This window comes from Brenneria goodwinii, from assembly GCF_002291445.1.
Lineage (GTDB): Bacteria > Pseudomonadota > Gammaproteobacteria > Enterobacterales > Enterobacteriaceae > Brenneria > Brenneria goodwinii.
This window is the reverse complement of the sequence record NZ_CP014137.1, coordinates 1,468,470-1,492,313: the sequence shown is the minus strand read 5'-3', so window position 1 is coordinate 1,492,313 and position 23,844 is coordinate 1,468,470. Positions and strand designations below refer to the sequence as shown.

The window sequence follows — 23,844 nt, the reverse complement described above, 5'->3', positions numbered from 1 at the left end:
CCTTGACCAAGCCACTGCCCTACGGGCGCTATCACTCTGTTCGCGCCTGGCGGACAACCACATATAACGAGCGAACAATCAACTGCCGACGTTATCCCCTCCCATAGCACCGCCGATCTTTAATTCGACTTAAAAGCATTACTTTTCATTTCATTAGCCTGCAATTCCCTTCTGGTTATATGATAATTGAGGCATGTCCCGCTGCCCGGTTACACAGTCCTGCGAGTTGGATTTTCTGAGGAGGGAAAGTTGATTGGCGGGTTATCAACTGGCCGACGAATACCCCGGCCGTCTCGCATCTTTGCTTTCTTAAGCGATCGGCATCACGCATGCCCGCAGCCTTATTTCGTCTCAGTCAATTATCCTGCTATCAACGCTTGCCGCCGACACCCGATTCGCGTAAAACTGTCAGCCGCTAATCGAGCTACTTATAACCGTATTTCTGGACGCTATGTTTCAAGATAATCCGCTGCTTGCACAGCTAAAACAGCAACTTCACTCTCAGACGCCACGGGTTGAAGGTGTCGTCAAAGGCACTGATAAAGGGTTTGGCTTTCTTGAAGCTGACGCACAAAAAAGCTATTTCATCCCGCCGCCGCATATGAAAAAAGTGATGCACGGCGACCGCATCACTGCCGCGCTGCACACAGAAAAAGATCGCGAAATCGCCGAGCCGGAAACGCTGATTGAGCCATTCCTGAGCCGTTTTGTTGGCCGCGTTCAGAAAAAAGACGATCGTTTATCCATTGTTCCCGACCATCCGTTATTAAAAGACGCGATCTCCTGCCGTCCCGCCCGCGACATCGGCCATACGTTTCAGGATGGCGACTGGGCGGTGGCTGAAATGCGTCGTCATCCGCTCAAAGGCGATCGCGGCTTTCATGCCGAATTAACGCAATACATCACCACTGGCGACGATCCGCTGGCGCCGTGGTGGGTGACACTGTCACGTCACAATCTGGAACGTGCGGCGCCCGAGGGCGACGCTACTGAACGTAACGATGGTTCGCTGGTGCGTGAAGATCTGACCGCCCTGAACTTCGTTACCATAGACAGTGCCAGCACCGAAGACATGGATGATGCACTCTATGTGCAGGACAACGGCGATGGTTCGCTGCAGTTAACTATCGCTATTGCCGATCCCACCGCTTACGTTGAGGCCGGTAGCGAACTGGACAATATTGCCCGCCAGCGCGCTTTCACCAACTATCTGCCCGGCTTCAATATCCCGATGCTGCCGCGCCAGTTATCGGACGATATCTGCTCATTGCGGCCCGATGAACGCCGCCCGGTGCTTGCCTGCCGCGTCACTATCGCCGCCGACGGTGCGCTGGGTGATGATATTCAGTTCTTTGCCGCCTGGATCGAATCCAAAGCCAAACTGGCCTATGACGACGTATCCGACTGGCTGGAGCAGCAAGGTGAATGGCAGCCGCCAAGCGAAGCGATTGCCGAACAACTCCGTCTGCTGCATCGCGTCTGTCTGGCCCGCAGTGAATGGCGCACCATCCATGCGCTGGTCTTCAAAGACCGTCCGGACTATCGCTTCCTGCTGGGAGAAAAAGGCGAAGTGCTGGATATCGTCGTTGAACCCAGACGCATCGCCAACCGCATCGTCGAAGAGGCGATGATCGCCGCTAACGTCTGCGCCGCCATTGTGCTGCGCGACAAACTGGGCTTTGGTATCTACAACGTTCACAACGGCTTTGACCCGGCATCCGTCGAACAGGCGGTCGCGGTATTGGATTCGTTCGGTATCAAGGCCGATCCTCAGGCGTTATTGACGCTTGACGGTTTCTGTTCCCTGCGCCGGGAATTAGATGCCCAACCCACTCAGTTCCTGGATAACCGGATACGCCGCTTCCAATCATTCGCCGAAGTCAGCACTGCGCCGGGGCCGCATTTTGGTCTGGGCCTGGAAGCCTACGCCACCTGGACGTCGCCGATTCGTAAATACGGCGATATGATCAACCATCGCTTGCTGAAGGCCGCGATCGCCGGACAACCGGCAGAGAAGCCTCAGGATGACGTGACCGTGCTGCTGGCGGAGCGCCGTCGTCTTAACCGGATGGCGGAACGGGATGTCGGCGACTGGCTATACGCCCGTTTCCTTAAAGATAAGGCAGGAACCGGTACGCGTTTCCCGGCGGAGATCATGGATATTACCCGTGGCGGACTGCGCGTGCGCCTGCTGGATAACGGCGCGGTGGCCTTTATTCCTTCATCCTTTATCCACGCGGTGCGTGATGAATTAGTCTGCAGTCAGGATACCGGTACGGTGTCGGTAAAAGGCGAAGAAGTTTACCGTCAGGGCGATACCCTTGATGTCGTCATTACCGAAGTTCGCCTCGAAACTCGTAGCGTCATCGCCAAACCTGCCGCGTAGTTCTCTTCCGATGCCGCCTCGCCATGAGGCGGCGTCTATTTCAGTTCCGCCATTAACGGCGAATTCCCACGACGTCATCGTTCATCTTGCGTCCCCCGCCTCGCTTTAACATTTAAATTTCCTTACATAAATTCATAGTCGCTCACAGTTTCTCATTCACGCCCTTCTCTTCGGCATCAAACCCACTATGGTTAAATTGCATTAACAGTCGTGCTACACATCTTCCTGAATAACGAAGGAGTCGTTGTTATGAATAACGTCAAGAGCATCGTGATCTGGCTGTTGGTCGGCCTGGCAGGCGCCGTCGCGTTCGCTATGCTGGCTTTGAGTCGCGGTGAACATGTGAATGCCGTATGGTTGGTTGTCGCATCCGTAGCGTGTTACAGCATTGCTTATCGTTTCTATAGCCTGTTTATTGCCAAGAAAGTTTTCGAACTTGATGACCGTCGCTTAACACCGGCGGAACGCCATAATGACGGATTGGACTATGTCCCAACCAATAAATGGGTACTGTTCGGCCACCATTTTGCGGCGATTGCGGGAGCCGGACCGCTGGTTGGCCCCATCCTCGCCGCCCAGATGGGCTTTCTGCCCGGAACGATCTGGATCCTGGTGGGCGTCATGCTTGCCGGCGCGGTGCAGGACTTCCTGGTGTTATTTATTTCCACTCGCCGCGACGGGCGCTCGTTGGGAGAGATGGCGAAACAGGAGCTGGGCGCCTTTGCCGGCGTCATCACCATGCTTGGCGCTCTGGGCGTGATGATCATCATCCTGTCGGCGCTGGCGCTGGTGGTGGTAAAAGCGCTGGCAGACAGCCCGTGGGGATTGTTCACCATCGCCGCAACCATCCCGATTGCGCTATTTATGGGCGTGTATATGCGTTTCCTACGCCCTGGGAAAATCGCGGAGGTATCCATTATCGGTTTTGTGCTGATGATGTTGGCGATTGTTTATGGCGGCAACATTGCCGCGCATCCGTACTGGGGGCCGTTCTTTACATTAAAAGGAACCTCGTTGACCTGGGCGCTGGTCATTTACGGCTTCATCGCCTCGGTACTGCCGGTCTGGCTGTTGCTGGCGCCGCGTGATTATCTCTCCACCTTCCTGAAAATCGGCGTTATTGTCGGGTTGGCGGTTGGCATCGTCTTCGCCATGCCGGAAATGAAAATGCCCGCCGTTTCCCGCTTTATCGACGGCAGCGGCCCGGTATTCTCCGGCAGCCTGTTTCCCTTCCTGTTTATTACTATCGCCTGTGGCGCAATTTCTGGTTTCCATGCATTAGTTTCCAGCGGAACGACGCCGAAGCTGGTTGAGCGTGAGAGCCACATCCGCTTCATCGGTTACGGCGCAATGCTGATGGAATCTTTTGTGGCCATTATGGCGTTAATCTGCGCCTCGGTAATTGAACCCGGCGTCTATTTCGCCATGAACTCGCCGGCGGCATTGATCGGCACCACGGTGGAAAACGCGTCTCAGGTTATTAATAGTTGGGGATTCGTCATTACGCCGGAAGCGCTTGCCGGCATTGCCAGCGACGTAGGCGAAGCCTCGGTGCTGTCGCGCGCAGGCGGCGCCCCCACCTTCGCCGTGGGCATGGCCTTTATCATTACCGAAATTTTTAATAGCCGGGCCATGATGGCGTTCTGGTATCACTTCGCCATTCTCTTCGAAGCCCTGTTCATTCTCACCGCGGTGGATGCCGGTACCCGCGCCTGCCGCTTTATGGTGCAGGATCTGGTGGGCGTGGTGATCCCAAGGCTGGCGAACAGTCATTCGTGGCTGGGTAATTTGGCCGGAACCACGGTTGCCGTCGCGGGTTGGGGGTTCTTCGTTTACCAAGGGGTGATCGATCCGCTGGGCGGGATCAACACATTGTGGCCGCTGTTCGGTATCGGTAACCAGATGCTGGCATCGATGGCGTTAATTCTCGGCACCGTCGTGCTGTTCAAAATGAAGAAGCAGCGCTATGCGTGGGTTACCATCGTACCCACGGTCTGGCTGTTTATCACGTCCATGACCGCCGGCTGGCAGAAAATATTCCATGAGCAAGCCAGTATCGGCTTCCTGGCCCAGGCCAAACGTTTCTCCGCCGGTATCGAACAAGGCACGCTGATCGCCCCCGCCAAAACCATTCAGGATATGGAGACCATCGTATTCAGCAACCAGATTAACGCCGCGCTGTGCGGATTTTTCATGCTGGTTGCCGTCACGATGCTGATATCCGCGCTGTTCGTCATTCGTCGCGCGCTGAATAGCGAAATACCAACGACACATGAAACAGCGGTGGTTTTACGTGAAGAAGGTCAAGCGGCCAAGTGATCCGACTCGCGCTTGCCTAACGTGATAAGCGTAAAAGCGTAATTTGCAGCCAATCCCTCCGCCAAGGAGGGATTTTACTGCCCGTAGTACGCGTTTTTGCCATGCTTGCGCAAATAGTGTTTATCCAGCAAGGTTTGCTGCATAGCGTTAAGTTCAGGGGTTATCTGGCGCGAGAAGATCCCCATATAGGCAATCTCCTCCAGCACCACGGCATTGTGCACGGCATTATCCGCATCTTTGCCCCAGGCAAAGGGGCCGTGTGAATTCACTAACACCGACGGAATATCCGATGGCGAAAGATGCCGGGAATGGAAGGTTTCAACAATAACTTTCCCCGTTTCCCATTCGTAACGTCCGTTAATCTCTTCGTCCGTCATCAAACGGGTACAGGGGATCGCGCCATAGAAATAATCGGCATGCGTGGTTCCCCAGGCGGGAATATCTTTGCCAGACTGCGCCCAGATGGTGGCATGTCGGGAATGGGTATGAACAATGCCGCCAATATTGGGGAATTCCAGATACAGCACGCGGTGAGTATCGGTATCCGAAGAGGGTTTTTTCGTTCCTTCAACCACCTTGCCGCTCTCCAACTCAACGACAACCATGTCATCAACCGTCATAACGTCATACTCCACCCCGGACGGTTTTATCACCATCAGCCCCCGCGCCCTGTCCACCGCGCTGACATTGCCCCAGGTAAATGTCACCAACTGATGTTGCGGCAGCGCCAGATTGGCCTTCAATACTTTTATTTTGAGTTCATCTAACATGACCTGCCCCCATTGAATGGAATGAAACCATTCTCCCGGCCGCAGGCCGTCATCGCTATGGGCTAAATCGCTAAAGATCCGGCAGTGTTCTGCTGTCGCCCATTATTTATTTTTATTTCCATGTCTAAAAAACAACCGTTTTTACCAATTGTTGCTATCGTTATCGTAACGCGAGGGAATTAAGATTTTTTACCTGTTGCGCTTTTTCCCGATGATTATACTGGCGGGCAGAGAATGAAAGGCTCGGCTTGTTTATTTAATACCGAGAAAAAGTCGTAATGCGATATTTTCTTCATCTGAAGAATGTGGAATCAGAGTAACAAGGGGAATCATATGAAAGTAGACAAACGGTTTGCTACAGCGGTTTTAGCCATTGCGCTGACCGTCGCGTTAACTGGGTGTTCAAATATGTCCAAACGCGATCGCAATACCGCCATTGGCGCCGGCGCCGGCGCAGTAGGCGGTGCGGTGCTCACAGACGGCGGGACGTTGGGAACGCTGGGGGGCGCGGCTATTGGTGGTCTTATTGGCCGTCAGGTCGATTAACAAATTTTCTGACAGCAGGCGAATTCCGCGCCTGCTGTCATTTCTAAGCGCTAAAACCGATCGTCATTCAATCAGTGCAAATCACCCGCCGGCCAGCTTAACCTTCATCCCTTTCGCTTCCAGCAGTTGTTTCAGCAAGTCACGCTTATCGCCCTGAATTTCGATTACGCCGTCTTTTACCGAGCCGCCGCAGCCGCACTTTTTCTTTAACTCTGCCGCCAGTTTATCCAGTGCGGCATCATCAAGATCGACGCCGCTGATAACGCAAACGCCTTTGCCTTTGCGCCCGCTGGTCTGACGCTGAATACGGACGATGCCATCGCCACGCGGACGAACCACCTTCTCATCTTCCGGCTTGATTCGTCCGGTTTCCGTTGAATAGACTAAACGGCTATCGTCATTACGGCTCATTATTCACCCTCCGCGGCCAGCGATGCACGGATATCACGCAGCGTTTGCGCCGGATCGGCGGATTGGGTAATCGGACGGCCGATCACCATATAATCCACGCCGGCAAGCTGGGCCTGAACCGGCGTCATGATGCGACGCTGATCGCCAATATCGCTACCGGCGGGACGAATCCCCGGCGTAACCAATTTGAAGTCTGCAGCGCATACCTGTTTCAGGCGTTCGGCTTCATGCGCGGAACAGACCACGCCATCCAGTCCGCAGTTATATGTCAACAACGCCAGTCTTTCCGCCTGTTCCGCCGGGCTGGCCGTGATGCCCAGATCGCGCAAGTCCTCCGCCTCCAGGCTGGTTAGCACCGTAACGGCAATCAACAACGGCGCGTCGTTGCCAAATGGCAGCAATGCGTCTTTCGCCGCCATCATCATGCGCGTACCGCCGCTGGCATGCACGTTAACCATCCAGACGCCCAGGTCGGCGGCGGCGGCAACGGCATGAGCGGTAGTATTCGGAATGTCATGAAATTTCAAATCGAGGAATACGTCAAAACCCCGCTGCTGAAGTGTTTTCACAAACTGCGGGCCAAACAGCGTGAACATCTCTTTGCCCACTTTTAACCGGCAATCCTCAGGGGAAATTCGGTCGACAAACGACAACGCGGACTGCCGATCGGCATAGTCCAGCGCCACAATGATTGGGGATGATGTCGCCATGCCGTTTTCTTTTAGATTTTCGTGTTTCACTTGTCACCCCTTGATTTAACTCGCGCCTAAAATTCCCGCCGCATTCTACCCGTCCCGCCGCTGAAATCCCAGCCGCCTGATAGACGAATAGTATTAACCGCAACCGCTGGAACGGTAAATGGGCTCAGCTTATAGTATGTTGTAACTAAAGCGCGCATTCGGCAATGCGTACGCGGTACCACTGGATATTTCCGCTATTGACCGTCTAATCCACGAATAGGTTTGATGCTGGCCCAACTGCGGCAGGAAGGACAGTGCCAATATAACGATTGGGAAGTGAAACCGCATTTACGGCAGCTATAGCGCGGTTTGGTTCGGATTTGCTCGCCGACCATGTCACGCAGAACCTGCAGGCTCTCTTTTGCCCGGCCATCTTCCGCTTCATTCAGATGGTAATCAATTAACCGATGAAATACGCGCATCGTCGGGTGCCGCTGGAGCTGGCGATTGAGATACGCCTCGGTCGCTTCGGTACCGTGTTCCTGCTCAATGATATCAGCCAGCATCAGTTCTGCCGTCGAGCCTGAATTCTCTTCCACGCAGCGTGTCAGAAATTCAGCCCAGGCCTGAGGTTGCTGCAAATGCTGATAGCACTCATGCAGCATCGACAGCGTCTCACTGACCAACTCCTTGTCCTGATCAAGCACCTGCTGCAGGGAATCCACCGCGCGGGCATACTGCTGTTGCGCCATGTAGATGCGCCCCATCATGATTGATACGCGGGCACACTGTTTATCCGCGGCGGCGCCCTTCTTCAACAGCGTCAATGCCTTGTCCATGTCATCGCTGCTCATGGCCAGCAACGCCTGCTCGCAGTAAAAATGGGCGATGTCCGCCCTGAGTTGATCCTCGCCCATTTTGACCAACGTTTCCGCCACATCAATCGCGTTTAGCCAGTCACTGGTCGCCTGATGAATTTGTAACAGCTGCTGCAGCGCGCCACGCCGAAAATCCTCTTCATCCACCAACTGTTTAAGAACGTCCTCCGCCCGGTCATACAGCCCCGCCGCCAGGTAGTCCCGGCCAAGCTGCTGCACGGCCAGCAAACGCTGCTCAAACGTAAGCGATGTACTTTCGGTCAATGCCTGATGAATGCGGATAGCGCGATCGACTTCGCCGCGCGAACGGAACAGATTGCCAAGCGTGAGGTGCGCTTCAAATGTGTTGCTGTCATCCTTGAGCATGTCGAGAAACAACTCGACCGCTTTATCCTGCTGATTGGATAGCAGGAAGTTCACCCCGGTGACATACTCACGCGACAGACGGTTGGATTCTTGCTCTTTGTCCTGCTGCGCACTTCTGCGCCCCATGTACCACCCATACGCGGCGGCCACAGGCAGCAACAGAAACAGCAGTTCTAGCATAGAAAAAATTCCTTAGTGGGTGGCAGTCTGAACTGGCGTCACGCTTTCCTCACTTGAAGCGGAAAGTTGTTGTTCCAGGCGCTTGATTTTACGTTGAGCACGGCCTAACGCAATGCGCTGACGCAGATAAAACAAACCGCAAATTACCCAACCAAGGATAAAGCCTACCGCGAATAGCGTGGCGAGCAGTGTCGATATGCGATAATCCCCTTGCGCCAACAGATAATTAAACGTAATCGTCTGATCGTTGTGCGCGCCCAGTGTGACAGAAATGATGAATATCGCCAGCACGAGTAAAAAAATCAGCAAGTATTTCACATTCTATTTCCTGTGATATCCCATTAACCAAATGAATTATGCCAAATTTTGGCGATAAACCCCATTAAATTACCACCTTCTCCGCTAACCGGGAAACAACGCCGGGCCGACCCGCGCGTGATCTCCCCCTACGGTCTTCGGAATGCAAAGCTCAGGCGGCGGGATATCAGCGCCGCCAGTCGCATTGGTTATTCAAGGCTGAATAAAAGAATAGTCGCATGTCAGCGATAGGGATAACAATATTAAGACAGGGTCAACGGCCAGGATCGCTACGCATTATCTTCTGCGGCCTGTTGGTCGATCTCTTCACGTTGCAAAGAGAACGGGCCGCACCATCGCTGAGCCAGCCAGCAGGCAATCAGCACCAGCAACCAACTGATCAACGTCGCCGCAATCAGATCGCGCGGCCAGTGCATTCCCAACACCAGCCGGCTGCCCATCACCGATGACGCCCACAGCATTAATATCACGACCGTTTTGTAATGCCGGCGCGCCCACAACAAGCCCACCCCCAGCAGCGCCCAGGTAGCGGCGAACATAGTGTGTCCGGACGGGAAAGCGAATCCCGTTTCAGCCTGCCAGTGATGGCGCAGCCAGCGAGGGATGCTCTCCTGGTCATGCAATTGGTTTTTTACCAGTTCGGCGCGTTCTTTACGCGGCAGAGAATAAAAATAGCTATCGTCAATCTGGTGACTTTTTTCCAGCCAGACAACAAACGGCCGGGATTCCTGAACCCACGATTTAATCGCCGACTTCACGCCCTGACCAATCATTACCGTAATAAGCATGATGACCAGCACGCCAATCGCCGGTTTTACCCGAAAACGCAAGCACCACAGAAACCAGGCGCCCAAGATAATGCTGGTTAAAGTCCCCCATGGCGATGTTACCGTTTCAGTCATCCAGAACAACGCTCGCAGCCATAAACCATGATAGCCCGGTTGCCATTGCCATCCGCTCGCCCAAATAATCAATGGCATTATCAGTAAAATTACCGCACCAATAGTGGTTCGCTTGGCGATGTCATACATCTTTTTTTCTTCCTATAATTCAGTGTGATGCTCGCAACAATATTGTCACAATTATATCAAAAAAAACGACAAGAACGGTCAGTATGGCGTAAAATAGCTCTCGGTTCAGTCAATGAGTGACCGATCGTATCGATATTTCTGAGCCGCTTAGACACGGTCGGTGAGTGCGATACCCTAACTTTTTTATGCCGTTCATCTTCCAGATTACCGCGATGTTGGCTTTCTTAAGTTACCCGGCGCCTCTTTGGGCTGCGGCAGGCAGCGGACAGATTTGTCACTCCCATCACTCGATTTACAGCGCATCTGGAGCGCCATTTCGTTGCCGCTTGGCTGCACTTTAAAATCTATTGGCATGGCAATGTTTTTTGCTGGTCAATGCCCGCTTCCGGCAGTAGGATGCGCGTCAGCATTTTTGTTTTTTGGAGAATAACATGCAGCTAAAACGGGTGGCAGAAGCCAAATTACCCACCCTCTGGGGCGATTTCCTGATGGTAGGATTTGAAGAATTAGCCACAGGACATGATCATCTCGCATTGGTATATGGTGATATTTCCGGCCCAACGCCTGTTCTGGCACGTGTGCACTCTGAATGTCTGACGGGTGATGCCTTATTTAGCCTGCGTTGTGACTGTGGGTTTCAGCTTGAAGCCGCGCTACGGCATATTGCCGAAGAGGGACGCGGCATACTGCTGTATCACCGGCAGGAAGGCCGGAATATCGGCTTGCTGAATAAAATTCGCGCGTATGCCTTGCAGGATTTGGGCGCGGATACCGTTGAAGCGAACCATCAATTAGGTTTCGCCGCCGATGAACGTGATTTCACGCTGTGCGCGGACATGTTCAAATTGCTGGGCGTTGATGCGATCCGGCTGCTGACCAATAATCCGCAAAAAGTAAAAATCCTCAATGAAGCGGGTATCAATATCGTTGAACGGGTGCCATTGATCGTTGGCCGCAACCCGAAAAATGAACGTTATCTGGAAACCAAAGAAGCCAAGCTGGGTCATCTGCTGAATATGAAGTAGCGCTCATCCGTCTGGTCAGACACCGGCCTGACCAGACGGCTTAATTAGTGAGCGATAACGTACATATCCTGCGTATAATACTGCCCCCGGTTATTCGCATGAAAACCGCCGATGTAAGGTTTCACCATCTGCGGCTGCACGTAATGATAGATTGGCGAGCCCGGCATCTGCTGCTGAAGAATCGCTTCCGCCTGCTGGTATACCTTCTCTTTTTCCGCTTTGTCGCTGACGGTTAACGCTTTTTGCAGCAAGGCGTCATATTCCGCATTGCTGAATTTCGAATTGTTATTGCTGTCCTGCGACCGCATGATATTCAGAAAGGTGCTTGGCTCATTGTAGTCGGCAATCCAGGCATAGCGAACGACTTCATAATCGCCAAGCCGCATGGTATCCAGCATGGTTTTCCACTCCTGGTTCACTAATTTCGCCTCAACACCCAGATTTTTCTTCCACATGGAACTGGCGGCGATCGCAATGCGCTGGTGTGACTCGGAAGTGTTATAAAGCAGGCTGAATTTCAACGGATGTTTTTCATCAAATCCCGCTTCCTTCAGCAGTTTTTTCGCTTCTTCATTTCGCTGTTGCTGCGTCCACCCTACCCATTCAGGCATAAGCGTTTTAAACCCGCCGGTGCCGTCCGGCGGCAGGTTATAAGCGGAAATTTGTCCCATGCCCAACACATTATCGGCAATAATGGCTTTATCAAGACTCAGGTCCAGCGCCCGGCGCACGCGAGGATCGTTGAAAGGCGCTTTCCGGGTATTGAACTGATAAAGATAGGTGCCGAGCAGCGGCGAGATTTTCACTTCATCGGGATAATCTTTCTGCAATTGCTTGAACTGTATCGGAGAAAGTATATTCGTTACGTCGATTTCACCCGACTTATAGCGGCTAAGCTCCGCGGCCTGTGAGGCAATGGGTAAATAAGTGACTTTTTCAATCACCGTATGAGCGTTATCCCAATATTGCGGATTGCGTTTGCCGACCAACCGCTCGTTAACCACCCATTCGCTCATTACATACGGTCCGCTGCTGACGAAATTTTTTACCTGAGTCCAACTGTCCCCATATTTCTCAATGACGGCTTTCGGCAGCGGGACCAGGACATGGTAATCGGCCATTGCCAGAAAATAAGGCACCGGATGCTCCAGCGTGACCTGAACCGTTTGACTATCAAGCGCTTTTATTCCTAATTCCTGCGGCGATTTCTTCCCGGCCATAATATCCGCCGCATTTTCTACGTACATGCTGGCGATATAACTACCGTAAGGCGATAGCGTCTTGGGATCGCTAAGACGTTGCCAACTATAGACGACGTCATCAGCCGTCAACGGCGATCCATCAGACCATTTCAACCCCGGACGCAAATGGAATGTCCAAACCCGGTTACCGTCATTGTCCCAACGCTCGGCCAATCTGGGCTGAATGACGCCGTCGTCCCGTATGTGAATCAGATTATCAAAAAAGTCATTAATAAGATGGGATTCCACATCGCTTTCGACTTTATGCGGATCGAGCGAGGCCGGTTCGGAACCGTTGCCACGCACCAGTTCCTGCTTCGCCGCCAGTTGAACGCCGGCTGGAACCTCCGCCGCATAAACGGCAAGCGCCCCCATGGCGGAACAAAGCGGGAATAGCAGAGTACAGAGCGCTTTCTTGCTGATGACGTTTAACGCGAAATTCATATAGATTCCTTATGTTTCATGCTGATCAACATCCGTATGATGTAATACCGCGCTAGCGCCATAGCTGGCAAGCTGTTAACCAGCAGCGGAATAAATAGCGGATAATTATTTTATGGACTTAATTACCTTATCCCGGCGTAAATCGTGGAACTGTGAACGTGGTCATCCACAGTGTGAAATTTAATCGCTCGATGATGAGATGTGACTCAATGCTAAATCGGTCCGTTCCCAGCGGGAATAGATCGATGATTGCGTCGGGCGAGAAATAGTGCGCAGACGGTTTGCTGAGTGATTAAGCGAACGCCGCGATACCGAAAGTCCAGATATCGCGGCGGCGGTCTTAAAGCATGTTGCGGATCACATAATGCAGAATGCCGTCATTCTGGTAATAGGTTAACTCATTGTGGGTATCGATACGGCAGTGGGTGTTAATCACCCGGCTTTTGCCCTTATTATCGGTAATGGTTACCTCGACCATGGCGCCAGGCGTTAGCTGACTTAACCCGGTAATCGATATCTGTTCTTCACCCGTCAACCCCAGCGTTTTACGTGTTACGCCCTGCGGAAATTCCAGCGGCAGGATCCCCATACCGATCAGGTTGGAACGGTGAATACGTTCAAATGACTCGGCGATCACCACGCGTACTCCGAGTAAACGCGGACCTTTCGCCGCCCAGTCGCGGCTGGAGCCAGAGCCGTACTCTTTTCCCGCCACTAATGCCAGCGGGATATGTTCATCCTGATAGCGCATCGCCGCGTCATAGATGGTCATCTCATTTTGCGACGGAAGATGCCGGGTATATCCCCCTTCTTTGCCGGGCACCATCTCATTACGGATACGGATGTTGGCGAACGTACCGCGCATCATCACTTCATGATTGCCCCGGCGTGACCCATAAGAGTTGAATTCATTGGTTTCCACGCCACGCTCCAGCAGGTAACGCCCTGCTGGGCTGTCGCGTTTGATGTTACCCGCGGGTGAGATATGATCGGTGGTGACCGAGTCGCCCAGCATCGCCAAAATACGGGCGCCATGAATATCCTGCACCGCTTCGGGATCTTTTTTCATATCGAGGAAAAACGGCGTCTGGCGAATATAGGTGGAATCCGCCGGCCACTGATAGGTGGGATTGCTATCGACCTCAATATCTTTCCATTCCTGCGTTCCTTCAAATACGGCGGCATACTGTTTATGAAACATATCCGCGCTGACATTCAATACGGCATTGGCCACTTCCTGCGCGGAAGGCCAGAGGTCGCGCAGATAGACGGGATTCCCCTGCCTGTCCTCCCCCAGCGGTTCACGGGTAAGGTCGATATTCATGTTACCCGCCAGCGCATACGCCACCACCAGCGGCGGAGAAGCCAGCCAGTTGGTTTTCACCAGCGGATGAATACGTCCTTCAAAGTTACGGTTGCCGGACAACACCGCGCCGACCGTCAAATCACCGGCTTTAATCGCCGCTTCGATCGATGCAGGCAACGGCCCCGAATTACCGATACACGTCGTGCAGCCATACCCCACCAGGTTAAAGCCCAGTTCATCAAGATACGGCGTTAACCCTGCCTTGGCGTAATAATCCGTTACCACGCGCGATCCCGGCGCCAGCGATGTTTTAACCCAAGGTTTTTTCTGCAACCCGCGTTTTACCGCATTTTTCGCCAGCAACCCGGCCGCCATCAGTACGCTGGGGTTCGAGGTATTGGTACAGGAGGTGATTGCCGCAATAACCACGGCGCCCTGATATAAACGATGCGTTTCTCCATCCAGCGTAAACTCCTCATACTCCGCCCGATCTTTCACCGTATTGATATCCAGTTCCCGGCTCGCTGCAAATGCCTGAGGCACGTTCGCCAGCGGCACCCGGTCCTGCGGACGCTTGGGGCCGGCCAAACTGGTTTCGACGCTATCCAGATCCAGCATCAGTTGGCTGGTGAATACCGGTTCATCGCCGCTATTGCGCCATAACCCCTGCTGTTTGCTATAGGCCTCCACCAGCGCGATCTGCTCATCGCTGCGATTGGTCAAGCGCATATATTCCAGCGTGATGGTGTCGATCGGAAAAAATCCGCAGGTCGCGCCGTATTCCGGCGCCATATTGGCGATGGTCGCCCGGTCCGCCAGCGGTAAGTTGTCCAGACCGTCGCCGTAGAATTCAACGAATTTCCCGACTACCCCATGTTTACGCAACATCTGGGTCACGGTGAGAACCAGGTCGGTTGCGGTGATCCCTTCACGCATTTTCCCGACCAACTTAACCCCAACCACGTCCGGAATGAGCATGGAGATCGGCTGGCCCAGCATGGCGGCCTCGGCTTCAATGCCCCCGACGCCCCATCCCAATACCCCAAGCCCATTGATCATGGTGGTATGCGAGTCCGTCCCGACCAGCGTATCGGGATAGGCCAACAACCTATCTCCCTGTTTCTCAAACCACACCGCTTTCGCCAGATATTCAAGGTTAACCTGATGGCAAATACCGGTTCCCGGCGGCACCACCCGAAAATGGCTGAACGCGTTTTGCCCCCAGCGCAGAAACTGGTATCGCTCATAATTGCGTTCCATTTCCAACTGGGTGTTGTCCTCTAGCGCCTGCCCATCGCCAAAGTGGTCGACCGTAACCGAGTGGTCGATAACCAGATCGACCGGCGACAGCGGATTCACTTTATTCACGTCCCCGCCAAGGCGCCCTACCGCCGCACGCATCGCGGCAAGATCGACCACGGCGGGCACGCCGGTAAAGTCCTGCATCAGTACGCGCGCCGGGCGATAGGCGATCTCGCGATCGACATGCCCGGTTTTCAACCAGGACACCACCGCCTGAAGATCGTCTTGCTGCACGGTGTCGCCATCCAAATAGCGCAGCAGGTTTTCCAGCAAGACTTTTAACGACTTGGGCAGGCGATCAATCTCTCCAAGCTGCCGAGCCGCCAGGGGCAAACTGTAATAGTGATAGGTTTGTTGCCGTACTTTAAGCGTATCCAGACACGTATCGCGAAGAAAATGTGGTGACATGCTTCCTCCCAAAGTCATTCGATTAATCATTATTTTTGTCGGCCGGCCCTTCAATACCCAGCATGAAGATGAGGTCTTATTTAAAGATAACACAAACAAAAGATAACGTTTTCGCAACATTCGTGATGAATGCAGCAATAGCTGACAACTATTGATAAGGCAGGAGATGAGAAATTTTGGATAGTGATAAATTAAGTAAAGTTAGCAAACGTTTTGGCCGATAACGATAAGGCTAACCGTTAACTTTTTAGCGTTTTTTATACAACAGGCGTTTTGCTGAACGCTTCACAGCCTGGTATCGCAGTCTGTAGTAAAAGTAAACATCCGTTTATTTAATAAACGATAGCCCATCTTTTGGTGGATAAAATAATAATATCAAGGGGTTATACATGAAACTGTTTTACAAGCCCGAAAGCAGTTCCCTTTTTACTCATATTGTCTTACTGGAGTCCAAGTTAGACTTCAAACTCGAAAAGGTGGATCTAAAATCCAAGAAGACTGAACGCGGTACAGATTACTTGTCAATCAACCCCAAAGGGCTTGTTCCGGCGCTGTTACTCGACGACGGAACCGTTCTTACCGAAGGCGTCGCCATTGCGCTGTATGTGGCGGACAAGGTTCCGCACTGTAATCTTATTGCGCCAATAGGCAGTATGGCCCGCTATCACACCATTGAATGGCTGAACTACATCGCGGCTGAACTACATAAAAGCTTTTCTCCGATATTTCGCCGCAGCACGCCAGAAACCTATAAAGAACTGATTATTGAGTACTTACAGGTAAAATTCCGCTATATAAATTTAGTGCTGAGCGAACAGAACTATCTGGTAGCCAACCGTTTCAGTATCGCTGATGCCTACCTGTTCACCGTGATGCGATGGGCGCAGTCATTGAAGTTGGATATGTTCCGTTATCCGGCGCTGGCCGCCTACCTTGAGCATATTGCAGAAAGACCTTCGGTGGTCACGGCGCTCAAGGTTGAAAGGTTGAAAGGTTAAAAGAAAAGAGCGCGGTACATGCCCCCCGCGCTCTCTGTCTGATACCGCATCTATTTACCAATTACAGCCGTACTGCCTGGAAATGATGACGCGGATTAGCAATACCGTCCTGGGCGGCAACCAGTTGCAATTCGTACTCGCCCATTTCCTTCGTCATCAGCATCACTTCATAAACGGCGGCCGTGGTATGTTCCAGCGCTTTATCCAGCGCCACGCCTTTCAGTAAATTCACCAGCAATAGTCCGCTGGTCAAATCGCCGACGCCAACGGGCTGACGCTCAAAGTCAATCAGAGGCCGGCTAATGTGCCAGGCATCCGTCGGCGTCACCAGCAGCATTTCAAAGCTGTCGTCACGATAAGCCGCCCGGCTGAGGTGTTTGACCAGCACGATTTTCGGTCCTTGTGCGCACAGGGCCCGCGCCGTCTCCACGGCTTCCGCCACATTATGCACCGCATGACCACTGAGCTGTTCCAGCTCTGGCAGATTGGGCGCGATCACATCCGCCGCCTGCAACGCCTGGCGGCAATGGAACTCCGCCACGCCCGGCGCTACGATGCAGCCTTTTTCCGGCGAGCCCATAACCGGATCACAGAAATACAGCGCTTGCGGATTCACGGCTTTAACCTGCCGAACAATGCCTAAAATGTGTTCGCCCTGCTCAGGCGAACCGATATAACCGCTCAGTACCGCATGACAATCTTTCAATCTACCGATATCCGCTATGCCCTGCACGATCTCGGTCAAATGACTGGCCGGCATCACGCATCCCGTCCAGTGGCCATACTGCGTATGGTTGGAAAATTGAACCGTATTAAGCGGCCAAACGTTTGCGCCCATCCGCCGCATGGGAAACTCCGCCGCACTGTTTCCCGCGTGTCCGAAAACAACGTGTGACTGAATAGAAAGTATATTTTTCATTAGATATGACTCAAATCCTTGCCAGCGCGTTTGCGCCTCAATAACGGACTACCGGAATAAAGGGAACGGTTGTTTTCGAGATTGATGATCCATGCGAGCCGGCTCAGCGATAACCGTTTAGTCAGTCAGGAGGGGGTCATCAACCTCAGGGGGCTAACACCCCCTGGTTACCTGTAATTATGCCTTCCAGCAAATCAGGCAGTAGTGCTTTTTACCCCGACGCAGCAGCGTGTAACGGCCGAATAGACGATCGGATTCCCTGAAAGAGTATTCAGGATCGGCCTGTTTTTCACCGTTGACCGCCACCGCATTGGAGGAAATCATCGTACGGGCCTGACCGCGTGACGGCACCAGTTCGGCGCTGACCAACGCCTGCTGTAAATCGGCGTTTTGCTCCAGTTCAACGATCGGCATACCATCTTGAGCCAGTTGGGCAAAATCGTCTTGCGTCATATCCTGCAATGAGCCGGAGAACAGACTCTGCGTAATACGACGAGCGGCGGCCAGCCCTGCGTCGCCGTGAACCATGCGCGTCACTTCTTCCGCCAACACATACTGAGCACGCGGCGCTTTACCGCTGTTTTTATCTTCTTCTTCCAGCGCGTCGATCTCTTCCAGACTCATGAAGGTGAAGAATTTCAGGAAGCGGTAAACGTCGGCATCCGCCGTATTAATCCAGAACTGATAAAATTTGTAGGGACTGGTTTTGCTGGCATCCAGCCAGATTGCGCCGCCTTCGGTCTTACCGAATTTAGTTCCATCCGCTTTGGTGATCAGCGGCACCGTCATGCCATAAACCTGTTTCTGGTTCATGCGGCGAGTTAAGTCGATACCTGACGTAATGTTGCCCCACTGATCGGAACCACCGATTTGCAGTTCGACATTATGCTGTTTATTCAAACAGGTAAAGTCATAACCCTGTAACAGGTTGTAAGAAAATTCGGTAAAGGAAATCCCCACATCGTCACGATTCAGACGCTGCTTGACCGCTTCTTTATTAATCATCTGATTAACTGAGAAATGCTTACCGATGTCGCGCAGGAAGGTCAGCACATTCATATCACCGAACCAATCATAGTTATTGGCGGCGATCGCGCTGTTTTCACCACAATCAAAATCCAGGAACGGCGAAACCTGATGACGGATCTTTTCAACCCACTCATTGACCGTTTCGGCGGTGTTCAGTTTACGTTCCGTTGCTTTGAAACTTGGGTCGCCAATCAGACCGGTGGCGCCACCTACCAGCGCCACGGGTTTATGCCCGGCAAGTTGGAAACGCTTCAGGCAAAGCAGCGGAACCAGATGCCCCAAATGCAAGCTGTCAGCGGTGGGATCGAAACCGCAATACAGCGCAATTGGCCCTTGCGCCAGTCGCTCTGCCAACGCTTCCTCATCCGTCACCTGGGCAATCAAGCCCCGCTCTTGCAGTTGTTTAATCAGGTTACTACTCGCCATCGATAACTCCATTTGTATGCAAAATATCGTGTTATATGCAAGGCAAGCTTACTTGCAGTTGCATCTTATACCCTTCATCTTTCAAGTCGCAGGTGCGTTGGCTGCCCTCATTCACCCCAGTCACTTACTTGAGTAAGCGACTGAGGATTCACTCGGTTGCCGCCTTCCTGCAACTCGAAATCTATTGGGTATAAATAGGTATATACCCGTCATTTTTTCAGCTGCAGCGTGATTGTCTGCAACGTTGATAACATTGAGTACGCTTAAAAATAAGGACTAAAACATCAGGTTAATCGCATGCCCCGGCAACAAAACGCAGATGGCGCGAAATGACATAGGATAAAGCGCTCACAGCGGGAGCGCCAGAGTTTAACGAGGATATTTCAGGATTAAGGGGCTAAACGATCAACTTGCCAGCTATCGCCCTGCCGTTGATAGAAGAATCGGTCATGCAGGCGGTGTTCTCCCCCTTGCCAGAACTCCATGGAGTCAATCGTGACGCGAAACCCGCCCCAGAAACTCGGCAACGGGACTTCGCCGCTTTGAAATTTCTGCTTTAGCTCCAGAAATTTGCTTTCCAGAATACCGCGAGTCGAGATACGGCTGGACTGCCTGGACACCCAGGCGCCAATCTGGCTGTCTTTGGGGCGGCTGTGAAAATATTTCAGAACATCCAGCGCTGGCAGTTTCTCGGCCCGCCCCAACACCATGACCTGCCGATCCAGCATGTGCCAGGGAAACAGCAAACTGACTTTGGGATTATTAGCCAGATGATGCGCCTTACGGCTGCCCATATTGGTGTAAAACACCATCCCTTTTTCGTCGTAATGCTTTAACAACACAATACGCTGATAGGGTTGGCCCTGCTCATCAACCGTGGCGACCGACATGGCGGTCGGATCGGCCAGTTTCGCGTCACAGGCTTGTCTTAGCCAACGCTCAAACAGATCCAGCGGGTTATCGGTGAGATCGCTGCGGCGCAGCCCTCCACGCGTATACTCACGGCGCAGATCGGCAATATCGGTTTCCTGAAAAGGAGGTGTCATACTAGAGGGAGAGCTTTCCTGTGTCATAGTGTCATGATGTCCTGCTGTGGCAATAACAAGCCGGAAAAGGATGAGATTTCATTATTCTGCGCCCCTCCCCGGAAAATCTCAATCAGCAACCGCCCGCACAACTTATTGTCAGATCAACGTCAATTCGTTAAAAACATCCGGCCGAAAACGCCATACCCACGGCTCTCGCGTTAAAGCGCCGCTAGCGCAGAGCGCAGTCATCCACAATCACCCGTTCCCCGCGCTGGATAAAGGCATGGCTTCCTTTACTCCAGAAGGTGTAGGTTCCGTCGCTGTATTTTACCCCGGAGGCGGAGGCAACCTGCGGCAATGCATGGCGATCCCCATCAAGCAGGAAATCGGCCTGCGATGATGACTCGCTCCCCTGCCGTATCGTTACCGTCAACGGCATCGTGCCGCACTGGTAAGCGAGGGTTTTAACCGATTGCTGGTGCCCCAAATAGCTGCATCCGCTTAATAAAATCAGTACCGCCCCTGTCAGCAGTGGTTTCATTATTTCTTCTCCTGTTGTTCTGATATCAGCGAAAGCGCTATGGTCAAATAGCATCAAATCTTTCACCGATATCAGTTTAACAACGGCCTGGTTAATGAAACCTAAGCAAAATCCGATTAGTTCAAGATGACGGGATAAATCGCGCCCAACACGGTTTCCTGGCTCGCCCCGGTTACAGACGGCAAATTTCCCGCAAGGCCGGATAAGGTACGCGATGCCAGCCAGGCAAACGCCAAGGCTTCCATGTCATCACCGCTGATGCCGAATTCATCCGTCGTACTGACTTCAATACCAGGTAGCAACGCAGAAAGCCGCGCCATGATAAGTGGGTTTCGCGCACCGCCGCCGCAAACCAGCAAGCGTTCGCAGCCGCCGCTTAACAGTACCTGTTCAGCAATACTGCGGGCCGTTAGTTCAACCAACGTAGCCTGAACGTCCTCGGGCGGTATCGACGGCGAATCAACCAGCATTTTTTCCAGCCAACCTAAGTTAAAATATTCACGGCCGGTGCTTTTCGGCGCGCTGAGGGCGAAGTAAGGATCGGTCATCATACGATGTAACAGCAGCGGATTAACCTGCCCCGACATCGCCCATTCGGCATCTTTATCATAGGGTTGCGCACGATGACGCCAGATCCAGGAATCTAATAGCATGTTGCCCGGCCCGGTGTCATAGCCGCGCACGGCGGCCCCTGGAACCAACAGCGACAAATTGGCGATCCCGCCGATATTGAGCACAATGCGCCGCTCAACCGGATGCAGCAATAGCGCATGATGAAATGCCGGAACCAAAGGCGCGCCCTGTCCGCCATAGGCCAAATCGCGACGGCGAAAATCGCCCACGGTGGTGATACCGGTCATCGCCGCTACGCGGTTATTATCGCCAATCTGCAGCGTACAGGAAGCTTCGCCATTCGGTTCATGCCAGACGGTCTGCCCGTGACAACCGATAGCCGTAATATCGTGCGCCTTCAGTCGTGTTTCTTTAAGCAATGCCAGAACCGCTTCAGCGAAGAGTATTCCGAGCTGAGTATCTAAGTGACCGAGTGCGGAGAGTGTAACGCGCTGTCCCTGACACATTCCCAGAACAGCCTGTTTAATTTCCTGCGGTATCGGGTGGCTATAGCTGGCTTGCTGCGCAACGGTGTTTTCATCAATGGCAGCCATCACCACATCAATACCGTCGAGGCTGGTGCCTGACATTACGCCAATGTATCTGCCTGATCTCATTTCATGACCTTTGCCGCCAAGGGCTCAAGAAAGCTAACAATTGAAAATATGACTAAGACAAAAATAGCATTTTAAAACACTGAATTATTATATTTTTTATGTTTTGTTATCCTGGTTGCGTTTTTGTTAAAAATAGCCGGTCAATGATATCTAAACAGATTCGCTTTCCCGTTTATGATCTATGTAAGAGCACTATTATATTCTGCAAAAAAGAGTAAAAAGAGTGGAATGGAACATTAAGCCAGACCATAATTTATAGGTATCAACGTTGTCGGCCAAGGTGAATCAGCCCGACATATCGCCATTACAGGAGTGTTTATTATGATGAAGCGTTTGCTTGTGGTTACGCTAGCGGGTGTCACACTAGCTGGTTGCGCCAATACCAGTACGCTTTCAGGAGATGTTTACAGTGCCTCCGAAGCCAAACAGGTACAGACCGTCACCTACGGTACTATTGTATCGACGCGTCCGGTACAAATTCAGGCAGGTGATGAGTCCAACGTTATTGGCGCGCTAGGTGGTGCAGTCCTGGGTGGTTTCCTGGGTAATACCATCGGCGGAGGAAGCGGTCGCAGCCTGGCAACAGCAGCCGGGGCCGTTGCTGGCGGCGTAGCCGGCCAAAGCGCTACGGGTGCGATGAACCGTACGCAGGGCGTCGAGCTGGAAATTCGTAAAGATGATGGCAGCACCATCATGGTTGTACAGAAACAGGGCGACACAAAATTCAGCGCTGGCCAACGTGTTGCGATGGCAAGCAACGGTCGCAGCATTACCGTCTCCCCTCGCTGATAAATCAACAGCCACTAGATTTCAAGATGCAGGACGAAACGTTGCCGTTTTGTGCAGCCGACACAACGGCAACTTGAAAGATAACGGGGATATGATCACCACCTGTACGGTGGTGATTTCCTTCTACCATCAAACATCAACCCTAATTGCCATCAGTAATAAACTGGATGAACGATATCGCCGGGAATTATCCTTTCCCTCAACGCGATTGGGGTAATAATTAAGATTGGCTCTCAGTCTGGCTCTCATGTAGTGCCAGTATATTTTGCTCCAAACGCGAGATCAACAAAGCTAATTCATCAACCTGCTCCGGCGTGATGCCAAACAAAATTTCGTTACGCGTGTGGCTAATCACATCATTGACCGCTTTTATGATTGGCTCCGCGGCTTCAGTAAGCATGATGCGCTTGGCGCGTCTGTCATGTGAGCATACATGCCGGGTAATCAATCCCTTTTCTTCCAGTTGGTCTAATGTCCGAACTAACGAGGGTTGCTCGATCCCTATAGCTTTAGCCAGTTGAATCTGTGACTGTCCGGGCGGTAGATGATATATATTATGCAACGTCACCCAATGCGTCTGTGTTAATTCTAGTGGTTTTAACCGATGATCAATCAAAGCGCGCCATACACGCACTAAGCGGGCTAAATCAGATCCTAATGGCAATTCCATAAACTCTCCTTATAATTAGCATGCTAAGTTATATCCCTGGATTGCAATCAATTCTGATTTATAAAAAATAGAAAAGTGATTCTTATTATTTAAGAAAAAGATTCTAGCAAATTAAACGCTTTTAAAAATGATCTTATACTTATTTTATTCAGTAAACGACCCATGTCAGCTAAAATAAAGTCGGCTGCTGGGGTTCTACTGGCTGTGCTGTTTTCTCTATACGCTGCTGACGCTTCATTCTTTGCCGACACAAACGCAGCACATCCTGTTTCTGCGCATCACTCATTTGTCCCCATGCAAAACGCTCGTTCCGACTGCGAAAACAACCGCGGCAAAAGCCGCGCGCATCAGCCTGACAAACGCCACGACACGGATTAGGGACAGCAAAGAGTTCGAGTTGCTCAGGCACTGTACCTCCCTCTACAATCTATTTATTGAAGCCTTGTTCTCCCTCGCTGGCAAGCCCTTGCTAAGGATAACAATAAAATAATTAGGTAATCATTGTAATTTCAGATAATTCTTCTGTGAGATTATTTAATTTCCCTACACAAATCGTCTGTTTTTTACCCTACTCTATCAGGAATAGTTAATGTTTAAGCGCAAG

Annotated in this window: 21 protein-coding genes; 6 read left to right on the top strand and 15 right to left on the bottom strand. The window is 52.1% G+C overall.

Annotation, left to right across the window (positions count from 1 at the left end; translation table 11 throughout):
* Window positions 1–451 precede the first annotated feature (451 nt).
* On the top strand, window positions 452–2,386 hold the full coding sequence (locus ACN28R_RS06735) for an exoribonuclease II (RefSeq protein ID WP_095833985.1): 1,935 nt from the start codon (window positions 452–454) through the stop codon (window positions 2,384–2,386).
* Between the two features lie 249 nt (window positions 2,387–2,635).
* Complete coding sequence (locus ACN28R_RS06730; protein ID WP_048638712.1) at window positions 2,636–4,705, top strand: carbon starvation CstA family protein; 2,070 nt, start codon at window positions 2,636–2,638, stop codon at window positions 4,703–4,705.
* A gap of 74 nt (window positions 4,706–4,779) precedes the next feature.
* Here the strand turns inward: ACN28R_RS06730 and araD are convergent, their stop codons facing one another.
* Complete coding sequence (araD, locus tag ACN28R_RS06725) at window positions 4,780–5,475, bottom strand: L-ribulose-5-phosphate 4-epimerase (RefSeq protein WP_048638711.1); 696 nt, start codon at window positions 5,473–5,475, stop codon at window positions 4,780–4,782.
* Window positions 5,476–5,808: 333 nt separating this feature from the next.
* Here araD and osmB point away from each other — a divergent pair, with 333 nt between their 5' ends.
* Window positions 5,809–6,021 carry an osmotically-inducible lipoprotein OsmB gene (gene osmB, locus ACN28R_RS06720; protein WP_048638710.1) on the top strand — a complete coding sequence of 71 codons (213 nt, stop codon included), beginning with the start codon at window positions 5,809–5,811 and terminating at the stop codon, window positions 6,019–6,021.
* Window positions 6,022–6,102: 81 nt separating this feature from the next.
* On the opposite strand, the gene yciH is transcribed toward osmB, so the two are convergent.
* From yciH to pgpB, 5 genes are all read right to left on the bottom strand, one after another.
* On the bottom strand, window positions 6,103–6,432 hold the full coding sequence (yciH, locus tag ACN28R_RS06715; RefSeq protein ID WP_048638709.1) for a stress response translation initiation inhibitor YciH: 330 nt from the start codon (window positions 6,430–6,432) through the stop codon (window positions 6,103–6,105).
* Window positions 6,432–7,172, bottom strand: coding sequence for an orotidine-5'-phosphate decarboxylase (gene pyrF / locus ACN28R_RS06710; RefSeq protein ID WP_095833984.1), 741 nt, complete (start codon window positions 7,170–7,172; stop codon window positions 6,432–6,434). The genes yciH and pyrF overlap by 1 nt, the downstream gene beginning before the upstream one ends.
* Window positions 7,173–7,366: 194 nt before the next feature.
* The gene (lapB, locus tag ACN28R_RS06705; protein ID WP_095833983.1) at window positions 7,367–8,536 is read right to left on the bottom strand and encodes a lipopolysaccharide assembly protein LapB; all 1,170 of its coding nucleotides are present in this window, start codon (window positions 8,534–8,536) and stop codon (window positions 7,367–7,369) included.
* 12 nt (window positions 8,537–8,548) lie between these two features.
* Entirely contained in the window at window positions 8,549–8,854 is a 306-nt protein-coding gene (locus ACN28R_RS06700; RefSeq protein WP_048638706.1) for a LapA family protein, read from the bottom strand.
* A gap of 269 nt (window positions 8,855–9,123) precedes the next feature.
* Window positions 9,124–9,885 carry a phosphatidylglycerophosphatase B gene (pgpB, locus tag ACN28R_RS06695; RefSeq protein WP_095833982.1) on the bottom strand — a complete coding sequence of 254 codons (762 nt, stop codon included), beginning with the start codon at window positions 9,883–9,885 and terminating at the stop codon, window positions 9,124–9,126.
* Window positions 9,886–10,316: 431 nt separating this feature from the next.
* On the opposite strand from pgpB, the gene ribA reads away from it, so the two are divergent.
* Window positions 10,317–10,910 (top strand): GTP cyclohydrolase II, encoded by a 594-nt coding sequence (gene ribA / locus ACN28R_RS06690; RefSeq protein ID WP_095833981.1) that lies wholly within the window; start codon window positions 10,317–10,319, stop codon window positions 10,908–10,910.
* 44 nt (window positions 10,911–10,954) lie between these two features.
* Here ribA and ACN28R_RS06685 read toward each other — a convergent pair whose 3' ends face one another.
* Together ACN28R_RS06685 and acnA are read right to left on the bottom strand one after the other, a co-directional pair.
* Window positions 10,955–12,595 carry an ABC transporter substrate-binding protein gene (locus ACN28R_RS06685; RefSeq protein ID WP_095833980.1) on the bottom strand — a complete coding sequence of 547 codons (1,641 nt, stop codon included), beginning with the start codon at window positions 12,593–12,595 and terminating at the stop codon, window positions 10,955–10,957.
* Between the two features lie 340 nt (window positions 12,596–12,935).
* Entirely contained in the window at window positions 12,936–15,611 is a 2,676-nt protein-coding gene (gene acnA, locus ACN28R_RS06680) for an aconitate hydratase AcnA (RefSeq protein ID WP_095833979.1), read from the bottom strand.
* Window positions 15,612–16,000: 389 nt separating this feature from the next.
* On the opposite strand from acnA, the gene gstA reads away from it, so the two are divergent.
* Window positions 16,001–16,609 (top strand): glutathione transferase GstA, encoded by a 609-nt coding sequence (gstA, locus tag ACN28R_RS06675; protein WP_048638701.1) that lies wholly within the window; start codon window positions 16,001–16,003, stop codon window positions 16,607–16,609.
* Window positions 16,610–16,670: 61 nt separating this feature from the next.
* Here gstA and pdxY read toward each other — a convergent pair whose 3' ends face one another.
* The 5 genes from pdxY to anmK form a co-directional block, all read right to left on the bottom strand.
* Complete coding sequence (gene pdxY / locus ACN28R_RS06670) at window positions 16,671–17,528, bottom strand: pyridoxal kinase PdxY (protein ID WP_048638700.1); 858 nt, start codon at window positions 17,526–17,528, stop codon at window positions 16,671–16,673.
* Between the two features lie 177 nt (window positions 17,529–17,705).
* Entirely contained in the window at window positions 17,706–18,983 is a 1,278-nt protein-coding gene (tyrS, locus tag ACN28R_RS06665) for a tyrosine--tRNA ligase (RefSeq protein WP_048638699.1), read from the bottom strand.
* 389 nt (window positions 18,984–19,372) lie between these two features.
* Entirely contained in the window at window positions 19,373–20,029 is a 657-nt protein-coding gene (gene pdxH / locus ACN28R_RS06660) for a pyridoxamine 5'-phosphate oxidase (protein WP_048638698.1), read from the bottom strand.
* A 211-nt stretch (window positions 20,030–20,240) separates the two neighbouring features.
* A complete protein-coding gene (locus ACN28R_RS06655; RefSeq protein ID WP_095833978.1) occupies window positions 20,241–20,552 on the bottom strand; it encodes an MliC family protein in 312 nt (103 codons plus the stop codon).
* Between the two features lie 116 nt (window positions 20,553–20,668).
* Window positions 20,669–21,781 (bottom strand): anhydro-N-acetylmuramic acid kinase, encoded by a 1,113-nt coding sequence (anmK, locus tag ACN28R_RS06650; RefSeq protein WP_095833977.1) that lies wholly within the window; start codon window positions 21,779–21,781, stop codon window positions 20,669–20,671.
* Between the two features lie 321 nt (window positions 21,782–22,102).
* On the opposite strand from anmK, the gene ACN28R_RS06645 reads away from it, so the two are divergent.
* Window positions 22,103–22,570: an outer membrane lipoprotein gene (locus tag ACN28R_RS06645; protein WP_048638695.1), complete on the top strand. Its 468-nt coding sequence runs from the start codon at window positions 22,103–22,105 to the stop codon at window positions 22,568–22,570.
* Between the two features lie 220 nt (window positions 22,571–22,790).
* On the opposite strand, the gene slyA is transcribed toward ACN28R_RS06645, so the two are convergent.
* Both slyA and ACN28R_RS06635 read right to left on the bottom strand, forming a co-directional pair.
* Window positions 22,791–23,240, bottom strand: a complete 450-nt coding sequence (gene slyA / locus ACN28R_RS06640) for a transcriptional regulator SlyA (protein WP_048638694.1) — start codon at window positions 23,238–23,240, stop codon at window positions 22,791–22,793.
* A 169-nt stretch (window positions 23,241–23,409) separates the two neighbouring features.
* Window positions 23,410–23,649 carry a DUF1289 domain-containing protein gene (locus tag ACN28R_RS06635; protein ID WP_072065885.1) on the bottom strand — a complete coding sequence of 80 codons (240 nt, stop codon included), beginning with the start codon at window positions 23,647–23,649 and terminating at the stop codon, window positions 23,410–23,412.
* Between the last annotated feature and the right edge of the window lie 195 nt (window positions 23,650–23,844).

Coding starts and splice junctions, on each gene's coding strand:
- ACN28R_RS06735 (WP_095833985.1), top strand. CDS start 452: ATGTTTCAAGATAATCCGCTGCTTGCACAGCTAAAACAGCAACTTCAC.
- ACN28R_RS06730 (WP_048638712.1), top strand. CDS start 2,636: ATGAATAACGTCAAGAGCATCGTGATCTGGCTGTTGGTCGGCCTGGCA.
- araD (WP_048638711.1), bottom strand. CDS start 5,475: ATGTTAGATGAACTCAAAATAAAAGTATTGAAGGCCAATCTGGCGCTG.
- osmB (WP_048638710.1), top strand. CDS start 5,809: ATGAAAGTAGACAAACGGTTTGCTACAGCGGTTTTAGCCATTGCGCTG.
- yciH (WP_048638709.1), bottom strand. CDS start 6,432: ATGAGCCGTAATGACGATAGCCGTTTAGTCTATTCAACGGAAACCGGA.
- lapB (WP_095833983.1), bottom strand. CDS start 8,536: ATGCTAGAACTGCTGTTTCTGTTGCTGCCTGTGGCCGCCGCGTATGGG.
- pgpB (WP_095833982.1), bottom strand. CDS start 9,885: ATGTATGACATCGCCAAGCGAACCACTATTGGTGCGGTAATTTTACTG.
- ribA (WP_095833981.1), top strand. CDS start 10,317: ATGCAGCTAAAACGGGTGGCAGAAGCCAAATTACCCACCCTCTGGGGC.
- ACN28R_RS06685 (WP_095833980.1), bottom strand. CDS start 12,595: ATGAATTTCGCGTTAAACGTCATCAGCAAGAAAGCGCTCTGTACTCTG.
- acnA (WP_095833979.1), bottom strand. CDS start 15,611: ATGTCACCACATTTTCTTCGCGATACGTGTCTGGATACGCTTAAAGTA.
- gstA (WP_048638701.1), top strand. CDS start 16,001: ATGAAACTGTTTTACAAGCCCGAAAGCAGTTCCCTTTTTACTCATATT.
- pdxY (WP_048638700.1), bottom strand. CDS start 17,528: ATGAAAAATATACTTTCTATTCAGTCACACGTTGTTTTCGGACACGCG.
- tyrS (WP_048638699.1), bottom strand. CDS start 18,983: ATGGCGAGTAGTAACCTGATTAAACAACTGCAAGAGCGGGGCTTGATT.
- pdxH (WP_048638698.1), bottom strand. CDS start 20,029: ATGACACCTCCTTTTCAGGAAACCGATATTGCCGATCTGCGCCGTGAG.
- ACN28R_RS06655 (WP_095833978.1), bottom strand. CDS start 20,552: ATGAAACCACTGCTGACAGGGGCGGTACTGATTTTATTAAGCGGATGC.
- anmK (WP_095833977.1), bottom strand. CDS start 21,781: ATGAGATCAGGCAGATACATTGGCGTAATGTCAGGCACCAGCCTCGAC.
- ACN28R_RS06645 (WP_048638695.1), top strand. CDS start 22,103: ATGATGAAGCGTTTGCTTGTGGTTACGCTAGCGGGTGTCACACTAGCT.
- slyA (WP_048638694.1), bottom strand. CDS start 23,240: ATGGAATTGCCATTAGGATCTGATTTAGCCCGCTTAGTGCGTGTATGG.